The organism is Rhodopseudomonas sp. WA056 (genome assembly GCF_010906995.1).
In the GTDB taxonomy this organism is placed as follows: Bacteria; Pseudomonadota; Alphaproteobacteria; order Rhizobiales; family Xanthobacteraceae; genus Rhodopseudomonas; species Rhodopseudomonas palustris_G.
The window spans coordinates 1-12,694 of the sequence record NZ_QPFS01000136.1 but is presented as its reverse complement, the minus strand read 5'-3'; the positions used below and the strand labels follow the sequence as shown (position 1 = coordinate 12,694).

The following is a 12,694-nucleotide window of genomic DNA, read 5'->3' as shown; positions in this document are numbered from 1 at the left end:
ATCTTCTTCACCGGCGCGACCGCGTCCTTGCGCGGCGGCTCGGGCTTTGCGGCGTTCGCCTCCGCCAAATTCGGGCTGCGTGCAGTGGCGCAGTCGATGGCGCGCGAACTGATGCCGAAGAACATCCACATTGCGCATCTGATCATCGACTCCGGCGTCGACACCGCCTGGGTGCGCGAGCGCCGCGAGCAGGTGTTCGGCACGGATGCGCTCGCCAATCCCGATCTGCTGATGCCGCCCGCAGCCGTGGCCGGGGCCTACTGGCAGCTCTACCAGCAGCCCAAGAGCGCCTGGACCTTCGAGATGGAGATCCGCCCCTATGGCGAAAAGTGGTGATGCCGGACGTCCGACCAAGCGAATGAAAGTCATTCGCTGAGTCGCGCCTCATTCTTTCGTCTAGCGACCGGCGAGCGGCGATCCGCCGAGCCTCGTGCGCCGCCGAGGGGGTGCGCCGCAAGCCACGATGGTTCTTGCAATTTCGAGGCATTTCATCGAAAAGCACGAGGTGTCGATCGCACCGCAAAAAATGCCCATTGCAGTGGCGCGAATTTGGGCATTTTGATCTCGATCAAACGTGCGGTCCCGAAACCGGGGATGGTGCCGTCACCTGCCCGCCGAAGAAAAGATTGATCAGATGAATCAAGCCCTGAATTCGAAGAGGATCACCCTGGGCGAGGGTGGTCTTACGGTCGTGTTCGCACTGACCACGATCCTGTCCATCTATGCGGCGATGTTCGCCAAGGATGCTCCCTTCGCATTTCACGCCTCGCTCGCGGCCGCGTGCAGCGCCTGGGCGGTGTTCGCGATCATCGTTCGGTACCGGAGCCGTTCCGGACTGCCGCCGCAGGAGATCAACGGCGTTCCGAATTACAATTTCGGGCCGATCAAGTTCATGGCCTTCATGGCGATGTTCTGGGGCATCGCCGGCTTCACCGCCGGGCTCTACATCGCGCTGGAGCTGGCCTATCCCGGCCTCAACGTCGCCCAGTGGGTGAATTTCGGCCGGCTGCGACCGCTGCACACCTCCGCGGTGATCTTCGCCTTCGGCGGCAACGTGCTGCTGGCGACCTCGTTCTACGTCGTGCAGAAGACCACGCGGGCGCGCCTCGCCGGCGACCTCGCGCCGTGGTTCGTGGCTCTCGGCTACAACTTCTTCATCGTGATCGCCGGAACCGGCTATCTGCTCGGCGTCACCCAGTCGAAGGAATACGCCGAGCCGGAATGGTACGCCGATCTGTGGCTGACCATCGTCTGGGTCACCTACCTGCTGGTGTTCCTGGCGACGCTGATGAAGCGCAAAGAGCCGCACATCTACGTGGCCAACTGGTTCTATCTGGCGTTCATCATCACCATCGCGGTGCTGCATCTCGGCAACAATCCGACGCTGCCGGTCAGCTTCCTCGGCTCGAAGTCCTACATCGCCTGGTCGGGCGTGCAGGACGCGATGTTCCAGTGGTGGTACGGCCACAACGCGGTCGGCTTCTTCCTGACCGCCGGCTTCCTCGGCATCATGTACTACTTCATCCCGAAGCGGGCGGAGCGGCCGGTCTATTCCTATCGGTTGTCGATCATCCACTTCTGGGCGCTGATCTTCCTGTACATCTGGGCCGGTCCGCACCACCTGCACTACACCGCGCTTCCGGACTGGACGCAGACCCTCGGCATGACGTTTTCGATCATGCTGTGGATGCCGTCCTGGGGCGGCATGATCAACGGCCTGATGACGCTGTCGGGCGCGTGGGACAAGCTGCGCACCGATCCGGTGCTGCGCATGATGGTGGTGTCGGTCGCGTTCTACGGCATGTCGACCTTCGAAGGGCCGATGATGGCCATCAAGGCGGTCAACTCGCTCAGCCACTACACCGACTGGACCATCGGCCACGTCCACTCCGGCGCGCTTGGCTGGGTCGGTTTCGTGTCGTTCGGCGCGCTGTACTGCCTGGTGCCGTGGGTCTGGGGCCGCAAGCAGCTCTACAGCATCCGCCTGGTGAACTGGCACTTCTGGATCGCCACCCTCGGCATCGTGCTCTACATCTCGGCGATGTGGGTGTCCGGCATCCTGCAGGGCCTGATGTGGCGTGCCTACACCTCGCTCGGCTTCCTTGAATACTCGTTCATCGAGTCGGTCGAAGCGATGCACCCCTTCTACGCCATCCGCGCCGCCGGCGGCGGTCTGTTCCTGATCGGCGCGCTGATCATGGCCTACAATCTCTGGATGACGGTTCGCGTCGGCGAACGGTCCGAGGCTCAGCCTCGCGTCGCCCTGCAGCCTGCCGAGTAAGGAGAGCAAGCAATGTCTATCTGGGCTCGGCACAAAATCTTCGAGACCAACTCGGTCGTCCTGATCGTCGGCATCCTGATCGTCGTGGCGATCGGCGGCCTGGTCGAGATCACGCCGCTGTTCTACCTGAAGAGCACCATCGAAAAGGTCGACGGGGTCCGCCCCTACACCCCGCTCGAGCTCGCCGGGCGCAACGTCTACATCCGCGAGGGTTGCTATCTGTGCCACTCGCAGATGATCCGTCCGCTGCGCGACGAAATCGAACGCTACGGACACTACTCGCTGGCGGCGGAATCGATGTACGACCATCCGTTCCAGTGGGGTTCCAAGCGGACCGGCCCGGATCTCGCCCGGGTCGGCGGCAAGTACTCCGACGACTGGCACGTGGCGCATCTGAAGAATCCGCGTTCGATCGTGCCGCAGTCGGTGATGCCGGCCTACGCGTTCCTCGGACAGAACAAGGTCGATCTCACCAGCCTGTCGGATCATCTCAAGACCAACCGGACCCTCGGCGTTCCTTATAGTGACGAGGACATCGCCAAGGCGGCGTCCGACGCCAAGGCGCAGGTCGATCCGGACGGCGCCGAAGCGGCAGATTTGGTGAAGCGCTATCCCAAGGCGGTGGTCCGCAACTTCGACGGCCAGACCGGTGATCCGACCGAGCTCGACGCGCTCGTCGCCTACCTGCAGATGCTCGGCACGCTGGTCGACTTCAAACTGTACGACGGCAAAGCCAATCTTCGCTGAGGCGGCGACATGAAAGCGATCATCTACTTCGACAACATCGCGTCCAGTTTGGTCACCACCTGGTGGACGCCGCTGTTCGTGGCCATTTTCGTCGCCATCGTGGCGTATGCGCTCTGGCCGAAAAACAAAAAGGCGTTCGACGAGGCAGCCCAGATGCCGCTGCGAGAGGACTGAGACGATCATGGCTGACCACTCACATCACGTCGAAATCGACAAGGTTACAGGCACCGCCACCACCGGCCACGAATGGGACGGCATCAAGGAACTCAACACGCCGCTGCCGCGGTGGTGGATCTGGACCTTCTACGCCACCATCATCTGGTCGATCGGCTACTTCATCGTCTATCCGGCGTGGCCGATGGTGAACGGTTACACGCGTGGTCTGTTCGGCTACTCGTCGCGTGCGGAACTCGACGTCGATCTCGCCAAGCTCGACCAGGTCCGCGGCGAGAAGATGCAGGCGCTGGCGACTGCCTCGCTGGAAGAGATCGAGAAGAATCCGGCGCTGCTGGCGCTGGCTCGTGCCAAGGGCAAGGTGGTGTTCGGTGACAATTGCGCGCCGTGCCACGGCTCCGGCGCCGCCGGCGGCAAGGGCTACCCGAACTTGAACGACGACGACTGGCTGTGGGGCGGCACGCTCGAACAGATCGAAAAGACCATCAAATTCGGCGCGCGTTCCGGCCACGACGACGGTCACATGGGCAACATGCTGGCGTTCGGCAAGGACGGGGTGCTGACCAAGGAGCAGATCGTCGAGGTCGCCAACTACGTCCGTTCGCTGTCCGGCCTGTCGACCCGGCCGGGAGTCGATCTGGCCGCGGGCAAGCAGGTGTTCGCCGACAATTGCGTCGCCTGCCACGGCGACGACGCCAAGGGCAACCAGGAGCTCGGCGCGCCCAATCTGACCGATCGGATTTGGCTGTACGGTAGCGACGAGGCGACGATCATCGACACCGTCACCAACGGCCGTGCTGGCGTGATGCCGGCCTGGATCGGGCGTCTCGATCCGACCACGATCAAGGCGATGGCGGTGTACGTCCACTCGCTCGGCGGCGGCAAATAGCCGCCGCTTCGGCGGGCGCGCGGAACCGGCGTGTCGGGGGCACGCGAGGTTGTGATCCGCGCGCTCTGAATTGAGCTTGCGCTCGACGCTGGAAGGGAAAAGAACCCTCGCTATGAACAAGCCCCTGCGCGCCACTGATCTTCAGCCGGACGACGACGGTCCGCTGTACACGGCTCAGAAGAAGATCTACCCGCAAAGCGTCACCGGTCCGTTCCGGCGTATCAAGTGGATCCTGATGGCGGTCTGCCTCGGGATCTATTACTTTTTGCCGTTCGTCCGCTGGAACCGCGGCCTCGGCGCGCCCGATCAGGCGGTGCTGATCGACCTTGCGAACAACCGGTTCTACTTCTTCGCCATCGAGCTGTGGCCGCAGGAGATCTATTATTTCACCGGGCTGCTGATCGTCGCTGCGATCGTGCTGTTCCTGATGAATTCGCTCGGCGGCCGGGTGTGGTGCGGCTATCTCTGCCCGCAGACGGTGTGGACCGATCTGTTCTACGCGGTCGAGCGGTTCGTCGAAGGCGACCGCCGCGAGCGGATGCGCAAGGCCGGCGAGGGTTTCAAGCTGCAGCGCGCCGCGGAGTTGGCGCTGAAGCACTCGATCTGGCTGATGATCGCCTGGTGGACCGGCGGCGCCTGGGTTCTGTACTTCGCCGACGCGCCGACACTGATCAAGGAACTGGTCACCTTCGACGCGCCGATGGTGGCCTATATCTGGATCGGCATCCTCACCTTCACCACCTACACGCTGGCCGGCTTCATGCGCGAGCAGGTCTGCGTCTACATGTGCCCGTGGCCGCGGATCCAGGCGGCGCTGACCGACGAGTGGGCCCTCAACGTCACCTACAAGTACGACCGCGGCGAAAAGCGCTCGTCGCTGAAGAAGGCGGCGCAGCTCCGCGCGCTGGGTGAGCCGGTCGGCGATTGCGTCGACTGCAATCAGTGCGTCGCGGTGTGTCCGACCGGCATCGATATCCGCAACGGGCCGCAGCTCGACTGCATTCAATGCGGCCTGTGCATCGACGCCTGCGACAACGTGATGAAGAAGATCGGCCGGCCGACCCGGCTGATCGGCTACGACAACGACATCAACATCCATCGCCGGATGGAAGGTAAGCCGGAGATCTTCAAGCCGATCCGGGCCCGTACCGTGATCTATACGGTGATCATTGTCGCGATCGGCGGTGCCATGCTGTACAAGCTGGCGAACCGTACCCTGCTCGACGTCAACGTGCTGCACGACCGCAACCCGGTGGCGGTGCGGCTGTCCGACGGTTCGGTCCGCAACGGCTACACCGTCCGCTTCCTCAACAAGCGCGGATTCGACCGCGTCGTGGCGATCGACGTCGAGGGCCCGCCGAATGCGGTGATCCACGTCGTCGGCTCGGACTCGATCACGCCGGACCGGCCGATGATCATTCTGGGGCGCGACACCACCACCGAGCTGCGGGTGCTGGTCGACTCCAACTCAGCCGACGACACGCCGCAGTCGGTGCCGGTGACGTTCCACGTCACCGATATCGGGCTCGGCGAGGTCGCCTCCACCAAGGACGTCTTCGTCACGCCCTGATCCGAACCGGAGCCTCTCCATGAGCCGTTCGCAATCATCGCCCCGTCCTCTCACCGGCAAGGTCGTGCTGGCGGTGCTGGTCGCCTTCTTCGGTGTCGTGTTCGGCGTCAACGGGCTGATGATGACGCTGGCGATCAAGACTCTTCCGGGCACCGAGGTCGACAGTGCCTATGCGGCCAGCCTGGCCTATGAGCGCGAGATCCTGGCGGCGCGGGATCAGGATCAGCGCGGCTGGAAGGTCGATGCCAAGCTCGAGCGCAAGCCGAACGGCGCCGCCGTGCTCCAGGTCGAGGCGCGCGACAAAGTCGGCCTGCCGCTCGACGGTCTGAGCTTTTACGGCCGGCTCGAGCGTCCCTCCGACAAGCGCTTCGACCGCGAGGTGACGCTCGCGGAAGTCGGCGCCGGTGTGTATCGCGGCGATGCCGACAGCGTGTTGCCCGGTCGCTGGGATCTGGTGCTGGAGGGAGACAAGAACGGTATTCGCCTGTTCCTCTCCAAGAACAGACTGATGTTGGACTGATCGCCGATCCGGCGTGCGTGACGAGGATCGCCGAATGCTACAGACGCGGGACTTTTCGCACTACGTCAAAGACGTCGACGGCCGGATCGTGCATCTCGACCTCGCCGTGGAAGGCGTGCACTGCGCGAGCTGCATGGCGAAGATCGAGCGCGGCCTGCAGTCGATTCCCGACGTGACGCTGGCCCGCGTCAATCTCACCGACCGTCGTCTCGCGGTGGAGTGGAACAAGGGTAGCGCGCTCGAGCCCGGGCAGTTCATCGATCGGCTCGCCGAGCTGGGCTACAAGGCCTATCCCTACGAGCCGGTGCGGGCCGAAGTCGAAGAGGCAGAGCGCACCAGGTTCCTGCTGCGCTGCCTCGGCGTCGCGGCCTTCGCCACCATGAACGTGATGATGCTGTCGGTGCCGGTGTGGTACGGCGGCGACCTCAGCCCCGAGGCGCGCGATTTCTTTCACTGGCTGTCGGCGCTGGTGGCTCTGCCCTGCGCCGCCTATGCCGGGCAGCCGTTCTTCCAGTCGGCCTACCGCGCACTGAAAGCCAAGAGCGTCAACATGGACGTGCCGATCACGATCGGCATCACGCTGGCGCTCGGGATGTCGCTGGTCGAAACCATCAACCACGCCGAACACGCTTACTTCGACGCCGCGGTGATGCTGATTGCGTTTCTGCTGGCGGGCCGGGTTCTCGACCAGAAGATGCGGCAGAAGACGCGCGCGGTCGCCGGCAATCTCGCCGCGCTGAAGGCGGAGACGGCCACCAAGTTCGTCGGCCCCGACGAGATCAGCGAAGTGCCGATCGCCGCGGTGCGCGCCGGCGACATCGTGCTGCTGCGGCCGGGCGAGCGCTGCTCCGTGGACGGCACGGTGATCGAAGGGCGCTCCGAGATCGACCAGAGCCTGATTACCGGCGAAACCCTGTATGTGCCCGCTTCTCAGGGGACGCAGGTCTATGCCGGCACGCTGAACATCTCCGGAACGCTGCGGGTTCGCGTCGCTGCGGCGGCCGAAGGCACGCTGCTCGCCGAGATCACCCGACTGCTCGACCATGCGCTGCAGGCGCGCTCGCGCTATGTCCAGCTCGCCGACCGTGCCTCGCGTCTGTATGCGCCGGTGGTGCACATCGCCGCGCTGCTGACGGTCTTCGGCTGGGTGCTGGCCGGCGCGAGCTGGCACGATTCGATCGTGATCGGGATTGCGGTGCTGATCATCACCTGTCCCTGCGCGCTCGGCCTCGCAATTCCCGCGGTGCAGACGGTGGCGTCGGGTGCGATGTTCCGAGCCGGCGTGTTGCTGAATTCCGGCGATGCAATCGAGCGCGCCTCCGCGGTCGACACCATCGTGTTCGACAAGACCGGCACGCTGACCCTGCCGGAACTCGACGTCGTCAACGCCGCGTCGGTGCCGCCGGAGGCGTTCGAACTCGCCGGCCGGCTGGCGCTCGCCAGCCATCATCCGGTAGCCGCCGCGGTGGCGCGCGCAGCGCAGGCCAAGGCGCCGCTGCCCGGTGTCGTCGAGGAGCCGGGGCGCGGCGTCCGTGCGATGTTCGATGGCGAAGAGGTGCGCCTCGGCAGCCCGGCGTTCTGCGGTGCGGATAGCGAAGCCAACGCAGTCCTCAGCGAAGATCCCGAAGTGTCGGTGGTGGCCTTCAGCCGTGGCGACCAGCGTCTGGTCTTTGCCGTGCGCCAGTTGCTGCGGCCGGATGCGGCCAAGACCATCGATGCGTTGCGCAACCGCGGCATCAGCGTCGAGCTGTTGTCGGGCGACCGCGAACCGGCGGTACGTCACGCTGCGGAGGCGCTCGGCGTCGGCGCCTGGCGCGCAGCAGTCACACCGGCAGAGAAGATCGCCCACATCGAGGCGCTGAAGGCCAAGGGACGGAACGTGATGATGGTCGGTGACGGGATGAACGACGCTCCGTCGCTCGCCGCCGCCCATGTGTCGATGTCGCCGATCAGCGCCACCCATCTCAGTCAGGCGACCGCCGACCTGGTGTTCCTCGGCAAGGAATTGGCTCCCGTGCTGGCCGCGGTCGACTATTCGCGCAAGGCGATGGCGGTGATGCGGGAGAATCTCGGCCTCGCCATCGGCTACAATATCCTGGCAGTGCCGATCGCGATCGCCGGTTACGCCACCCCGCTGATCGCCGCATTGGCGATGTCCGGTTCGTCGGTGCTGGTGATGCTGAACGCGATGCGGGCGCGCCGGGTTCGCCGGGGAGGCGCATCATGGAAGTGATGGTCATCCTGGTGCCGCTGGCGCTGGCGCTCGGCCTGCTCGGGCTGATCGCGTTTCTGTGGTCGTTGAAGAGCGGCCAGTATGACGACCTCGACGGAGCCGCCTGGCGCGCGATCGCCGACGACGATCCGCCTTTGCCACCGCCGGCCGAGACGCCGGCAGAAAAGCGAGGCTGACATGGCGATGCTTGCCTATGACGACAGCCCTAGGATCACTGCCCTGAGCGAAACAGGGACGCGGTCCGCCGCTGGCCCGGCGCCCGATCCGGCCGCCGCTGTCTCCGCCGACGTCGATGCGCCGGTCGAGCCCGACGACGAGGTGCAGGAGCGCTGGTTGCAGGCGCAGCCTTGGCCGCGCCGTTGGTTCGCGCGGTTCTACCGTGCCTTGCGCAAGCTGCAGCCGGCGTTTCCGCCGATGTCGTGCTGCTGACCGGCTGCTTTGTTCCCGCCTCGTCAGGTCGTCGCTGCACCGGAAGCGTCAAGGGCTTTTCATCCGGCTGAAACAGAGCGCGGCTATCAGGCCGGCGTACCCGCTCGATCGAGCGAGTCGCCGAGCAAAGAAGTGCCGCCATGTCTCATGCCTTCATCATCGAAGTCGATTCGCGCGCCGCAGGCATCGTCGTCCGCGACGGCCGCACCTTTCGCTTTCACGCCGCTTGTGACGACTTCTCCGGCCTCGAGGGGCAGGGGTTCCGCTCGCCCGGAGACGCCCAGAAGGCGGCAGTTCGTCATTTGGGGGCATACCCGGCGGGTCGGAGTCCTAAGCTGAAGGTTGCCTAGGGCGGCTCGTTTCTGAGGGGATCGAGACTCCGATTCCAAATCTTCGCAACGCGCGCGACCTCCTGGGGGAGGAGCGCAAAGTGCCGTCTCGCACCATGCGTCGCAAAATTCTGCGCCGGTGGCTCAGGACTTGCTGCTGGCGGCAAGGCGGTTCCGCTCGAATCCATGCACGACGCGGCGCTGCTGACCGTCTGGTCCGGCGTCTGACGCGGTAGGATCGAGCTTCCTGGCGGAACCAGCGCTTGCGTGGAATTTTTTTCCAACTATGATCGATGCAATTATCGTCTTTGGAAGAAAGTTCTCAGTTTCATGGCTGACACCGATATTGGCGTCGTCGAACCCGGCCGGCGGCTCGATGCCATCGACCGTAAGATTCTGACCGTCCTGCAACAGGATGCCTCGTTGTCGGTGGCCGAGATCGGCGATCGGGTCGGGCTGTCGTCGACTCCTTGCTGGAAGCGTATCCAGCGACTCGAGGCCGATGGCGTGATCATCAAGCGGGTGGCGCTGGTCGATCAGGACAAGATCGGGCTTGGTCTGTCGGTGTTTGTCTCGATCGAGAGCGGCGATCACTCCGACGCCTGGCTGAAGACTTTCGCCGATGCGGTCAGCGCAATGCCCGAGGTGATCGAGTTCTACCGGATGGCCGGTGACGTCGACTACATGTTGCGGGTGGTTGTCGCCGACATGCGCGCCTACGATCAGTTCTACAAGAGGCTGATCGGCACAGTGCCGCTAAAGAACGTCACGTCGCGTTTTGCGATGGAGAAAATCAAGTCGGTGACGGCGCTGCCGGTTCCGCCGATGCCGGTATCCTAATCGTCTGATTTCGCTTAGTCGCACGATATCTGTCGACGAATCAGCAATTCTGGAGGCGGTGCAGCAATTGCTCGTTCAAGGGTAGTTAGTTGCCTTTGTAAATTGTGACGGTTGTTAGTTGTCGACTCTCGGTCAATCTGCACAAACTAACAGCAATCGAAGGTTGTCTTTGCGCGTCTTTCCCTGTTTTTGGTTTAGTCCTCATTAGGACAATTCACTCAAATTATCTCCGGCGCCATGCAGCGCCGGGGATGGAAACATATGCACGCCGCAGCCGTTCGCAGAGACGATCCGGCCGGTGAGCCCAAGGCGGATGATCGCGCCGATGTCTCTGCGCTGGTGGCGCGGCTGACGTCGGAGGTCAACGAGATTGCCTGCGGCAAGACCCGGACGATCCAGAAAATCACCATCCAAAGCGCTCACGGGTATCGAAGGCTTCGACGACCTCACCTTAGGCGGCTTGCCAACGGGGCGTCCCAGTTTGGTGTGCGGCTCGGCCGGCTGCGGCAAGACGCTGTTCGCATCGACTTTCCTGATCAACGGCGCTCGGCTTTACGGCGAGCCGGGCGTGTTCGTCACTTTCGAAGAGCGCGCAGTCGATATCGTCGACAACGTCGCCTCGCTCGGATTCGATCTGCAGGGACTGATCGAGCAGGAGCGGATCCTGATCGAACATATCGCGCTCGATCCGACCGAAGTCGCAGAGGTCGGCGACTATGATCTCGAAGCGCTGTTCCTGCGGTTGGAATTCGCAGTCGATCAGATCGGTGCCAAGCGGATCGTACTCGACACCATCGAGAGTCTGTTCTCGGCGTTCCAAAATCCCGCGGTGCTGCGCGCCGAAATCCGCCGGCTGTTCGACTGGCTGAAACAGAAGGGGCCCACCGCCGTCATCACCGGCGAGCGCGGCGACGGATCGCTCACTCGGCAGGGCCTCGAAGAATACGTCTCCGACTGCGTGATCCTGCTCGACCACCGCGTCGACAGCCAGATCTCCACCCGGCGGCTGCGAATCGTCAAGTATCGTGGTACCGCGCACGGCACCAATGAGTACCCGTTCCTGATCGACGAGGAAGGCTTCAGCGTGTTGCCGGTGTCGTCGCTGGCGCTGTCGCACACCGTGCACGAGGACCGGATCTCGACCGGCGTCGCCGATCTCGACGCGATGCTGTCAGGCGGCGGATTCTATCGCGGCACCAGCGTGCTGGTCAGCGGCGTCGCCGGCTCCGGCAAGAGTTCGCTGGCCTGTATGATGGCCGACGCCGCCTGCCGTCGAGGCGACAGGGCGCTGTATCTGTCGTTCGAGGAATCCGAGGCGCAGACTGTCCGCAACATGAAGTCGGTCGGGACCGATCTCGGCCGATGGCTGAGCAGCGGCCAGCTTCGCTACATTGCGGCGCGGCCGACCTTTTACAGCCTCGAGATGCACTTGGCGGTGATGCTGCGCGAGGTCGCGCGCTTCAAGCCGGACCTCGTGGTGCTCGACCCGATCTCGGCCTTCACCGAAAGCGGGCAGGTCGGCGAAGTGCAGTCGATGCTGCTGCGGATGGTCGATTATTTGAAGTCCAACGGCATCACCGGGGTGTTCACGCATCTGGCTCATGGCGCGCAGACCGAGACCGATGCCGGTCTGTCGTCTCTGATGGACGCCTGGATCCTGCTGCTGAATCGCGAGGCGCACGGCGAGTTCAATCGCGAGCTTTATCTGCTGAAGGCGCGCGGCATCGCCCATTCCAATCAGGTGCGGGAGTTCGTGATGTCGGCTGACGGCATCCACCTGCTGCCACCATATCTCGGCGAGGGCGGCGCGCTGACCGGATCTGCGCGCCGGGCCGAGGAAGCCAAGGCGCGGCGGGCCGAGAGCGAGCGCCGCACCGAGGTGGCGCGACTGCAGGACCAGATCGAGCAGCGCCGGCGGCGCGCGCGCGCGCAAATCGAAGCGATCCAGGCCGATCTCGCGGTCGACGAGGCAGAGCTGAATCGGCTGACACAAGCGGAAGTCAGCTTTCGCGCGCAGAGCGAACGCGATGTCGCCGAGATGGAGCGGAGCCGGGGCGTCATCGGCTCGCCCGGGGGCACGGAGTAGGGGGCGACGATGGCCGATCCGATCAAACTTGTGCTGTATGTCGCCGGCGAGACGCCGAAATCGCTCGCGGCGATCCGCAACCTCGAGAAGATCTGCGCCGAGCACCTTGCCGGCAAGTACAAGGTCGAGGTGATCGATCTAAAGAAGTCGCCGCAGCTCGCCCGCGAGCACGGCATCGTCGCGATCCCGACCTTGGTGAAGGAATTGCCGGTGCCGATCCGCAAGATCATCGGGGACCTGTCCGACACGCCGAAGGTGCTGGTGCATCTGGCGGTGGAGGAGTCGTCCTCGTGACCTCGGCGATCTCGGCGCTGAGCAGGGCAGAGCTGGAGGCCCGGCTGGAAGAAGCCGAGGAGACGCTGCGGGCGATCCGCGACGGCGAGATCGACGCCGTCGTGGTGCGCGGCGCCGATGCCGAGCAGGTGTTCACGCTGGAAGGCGGCGGCCAGTCCTACCGCACCTTCATGGAAGCGATGGATGTCGGCGCCGCCGCGTTCGATCAGGACGGCCAGTTACTGTACGCCAATCAGGCGTTGTGCGCGCAGCTCGACTGCGTCCACGGCTCGCTGACCGCGACGGCGCTGATCGAACTGCTA

16 protein-coding genes are annotated in these 12,694 nt (G+C 64.2%); 15 read left to right on the top strand and 1 reads right to left on the bottom strand.

Annotation, left to right across the window (positions count from 1 at the left end):
* The 12 genes from DU475_RS20480 to DU475_RS20425 form a co-directional block, all read left to right on the top strand.
* Window positions 1-336 (top strand): Rossmann-fold NAD(P)-binding domain-containing protein (locus DU475_RS20480; RefSeq protein WP_502706855.1); only part of this gene is annotated, 336 nt, incomplete at its 5' end.
* A gap of 298 nt (window positions 337-634) precedes the next feature.
* Window positions 635-2,281 (top strand): cytochrome-c oxidase, cbb3-type subunit I, encoded by a 1,647-nt coding sequence (ccoN, locus tag DU475_RS20475; protein WP_013499868.1) that lies wholly within the window; start codon window positions 635-637, stop codon window positions 2,279-2,281.
* 12 nt (window positions 2,282-2,293) lie between these two features.
* On the top strand, window positions 2,294-3,028 hold the full coding sequence (gene ccoO, locus DU475_RS20470) for a cytochrome-c oxidase, cbb3-type subunit II (RefSeq protein WP_013499867.1): 735 nt from the start codon (window positions 2,294-2,296) through the stop codon (window positions 3,026-3,028).
* 9 nt (window positions 3,029-3,037) lie between these two features.
* Entirely contained in the window at window positions 3,038-3,202 is a 165-nt protein-coding gene (locus tag DU475_RS20465) for a CcoQ/FixQ family Cbb3-type cytochrome c oxidase assembly chaperone (protein WP_013499866.1), read from the top strand.
* Window positions 3,203-3,209: 7 nt separating this feature from the next.
* Window positions 3,210-4,091, top strand: a complete 882-nt coding sequence (gene ccoP, locus DU475_RS20460) for a cytochrome-c oxidase, cbb3-type subunit III (RefSeq protein WP_013499865.1) — start codon at window positions 3,210-3,212, stop codon at window positions 4,089-4,091.
* Window positions 4,092-4,203: 112 nt separating this feature from the next.
* Entirely contained in the window at window positions 4,204-5,661 is a 1,458-nt protein-coding gene (gene ccoG / locus DU475_RS20455) for a cytochrome c oxidase accessory protein CcoG (RefSeq protein ID WP_013499864.1), read from the top strand.
* A 19-nt stretch (window positions 5,662-5,680) separates the two neighbouring features.
* Window positions 5,681-6,181, top strand: a complete 501-nt coding sequence (locus tag DU475_RS20450) for a FixH family protein (RefSeq protein ID WP_047307940.1) — start codon at window positions 5,681-5,683, stop codon at window positions 6,179-6,181.
* 34 nt (window positions 6,182-6,215) lie between these two features.
* Window positions 6,216-8,414 (top strand): heavy metal translocating P-type ATPase, encoded by a 2,199-nt coding sequence (locus tag DU475_RS20445; RefSeq protein ID WP_164633165.1) that lies wholly within the window; start codon window positions 6,216-6,218, stop codon window positions 8,412-8,414.
* On the top strand, window positions 8,405-8,590 hold the full coding sequence (gene ccoS / locus DU475_RS20440; protein WP_047307942.1) for a cbb3-type cytochrome oxidase assembly protein CcoS: 186 nt from the start codon (window positions 8,405-8,407) through the stop codon (window positions 8,588-8,590). The genes DU475_RS20445 and ccoS overlap by 10 nt, the downstream gene beginning before the upstream one ends.
* Before the next feature lies 1 nt (window position 8,591).
* Window positions 8,592-8,843, top strand: coding sequence for a hypothetical protein (locus tag DU475_RS20435; RefSeq protein ID WP_047307943.1), 252 nt, complete (start codon window positions 8,592-8,594; stop codon window positions 8,841-8,843).
* 140 nt (window positions 8,844-8,983) lie between these two features.
* On the top strand, window positions 8,984-9,193 hold the full coding sequence (locus DU475_RS20430; RefSeq protein ID WP_164633164.1) for a hypothetical protein: 210 nt from the start codon (window positions 8,984-8,986) through the stop codon (window positions 9,191-9,193).
* Window positions 9,194-9,502: 309 nt separating this feature from the next.
* Window positions 9,503-10,012, top strand: a complete 510-nt coding sequence (locus DU475_RS20425) for an Lrp/AsnC family transcriptional regulator (RefSeq protein WP_164633163.1) — start codon at window positions 9,503-9,505, stop codon at window positions 10,010-10,012.
* Between the two features lie 204 nt (window positions 10,013-10,216).
* Here DU475_RS20425 and DU475_RS24620 read toward each other — a convergent pair whose 3' ends face one another.
* Window positions 10,217-10,435, bottom strand: coding sequence for a hypothetical protein (locus DU475_RS24620; RefSeq protein WP_164633160.1), 219 nt, complete (start codon window positions 10,433-10,435; stop codon window positions 10,217-10,219).
* Here DU475_RS24620 and kaiC point away from each other — a divergent pair.
* The 3 genes from kaiC to DU475_RS20405 all read left to right on the top strand — a co-directional run.
* The gene (gene kaiC, locus DU475_RS20415; RefSeq protein ID WP_164633162.1) at window positions 10,383-12,098 is read left to right on the top strand and encodes a circadian clock protein KaiC; all 1,716 of its coding nucleotides are present in this window, start codon (window positions 10,383-10,385) and stop codon (window positions 12,096-12,098) included. The genes DU475_RS24620 and kaiC overlap by 53 nt on opposite strands.
* Window positions 12,099-12,107: 9 nt before the next feature.
* A complete protein-coding gene (locus tag DU475_RS20410; RefSeq protein ID WP_011155579.1) occupies window positions 12,108-12,392 on the top strand; it encodes a circadian clock KaiB family protein in 285 nt (94 codons plus the stop codon).
* A partial coding sequence (locus DU475_RS20405) for a PAS domain-containing protein (protein ID WP_164633161.1) occupies window positions 12,389-12,694 on the top strand: 306 nt, incomplete at its 3' end. The genes DU475_RS20410 and DU475_RS20405, both read left to right, overlap by 4 nt.

What these genes read in the sequence shown, in the direction of transcription:
- ccoN (WP_013499868.1), top strand. Translation starts at nt 635, where the DNA reads ATGAATCAAGCCCTGAATTCGAAGAGGATCACCCTGGGCGAGGGTGGT.
- ccoO (WP_013499867.1), top strand. Translation starts at nt 2,294, where the DNA reads ATGTCTATCTGGGCTCGGCACAAAATCTTCGAGACCAACTCGGTCGTC.
- DU475_RS20465 (WP_013499866.1), top strand. Translation starts at nt 3,038, where the DNA reads ATGAAAGCGATCATCTACTTCGACAACATCGCGTCCAGTTTGGTCACC.
- ccoP (WP_013499865.1), top strand. Translation starts at nt 3,210, where the DNA reads ATGGCTGACCACTCACATCACGTCGAAATCGACAAGGTTACAGGCACC.
- ccoG (WP_013499864.1), top strand. Translation starts at nt 4,204, where the DNA reads ATGAACAAGCCCCTGCGCGCCACTGATCTTCAGCCGGACGACGACGGT.
- DU475_RS20450 (WP_047307940.1), top strand. Translation starts at nt 5,681, where the DNA reads ATGAGCCGTTCGCAATCATCGCCCCGTCCTCTCACCGGCAAGGTCGTG.
- DU475_RS20445 (WP_164633165.1), top strand. Translation starts at nt 6,216, where the DNA reads ATGCTACAGACGCGGGACTTTTCGCACTACGTCAAAGACGTCGACGGC.
- ccoS (WP_047307942.1), top strand. Translation starts at nt 8,405, where the DNA reads ATGGAAGTGATGGTCATCCTGGTGCCGCTGGCGCTGGCGCTCGGCCTG.
- DU475_RS20435 (WP_047307943.1), top strand. Translation starts at nt 8,592, where the DNA reads ATGGCGATGCTTGCCTATGACGACAGCCCTAGGATCACTGCCCTGAGC.
- DU475_RS20430 (WP_164633164.1), top strand. Translation starts at nt 8,984, where the DNA reads ATGTCTCATGCCTTCATCATCGAAGTCGATTCGCGCGCCGCAGGCATC.
- DU475_RS20425 (WP_164633163.1), top strand. Translation starts at nt 9,503, where the DNA reads ATGGCTGACACCGATATTGGCGTCGTCGAACCCGGCCGGCGGCTCGAT.
- DU475_RS20410 (WP_011155579.1), top strand. Translation starts at nt 12,108, where the DNA reads ATGGCCGATCCGATCAAACTTGTGCTGTATGTCGCCGGCGAGACGCCG.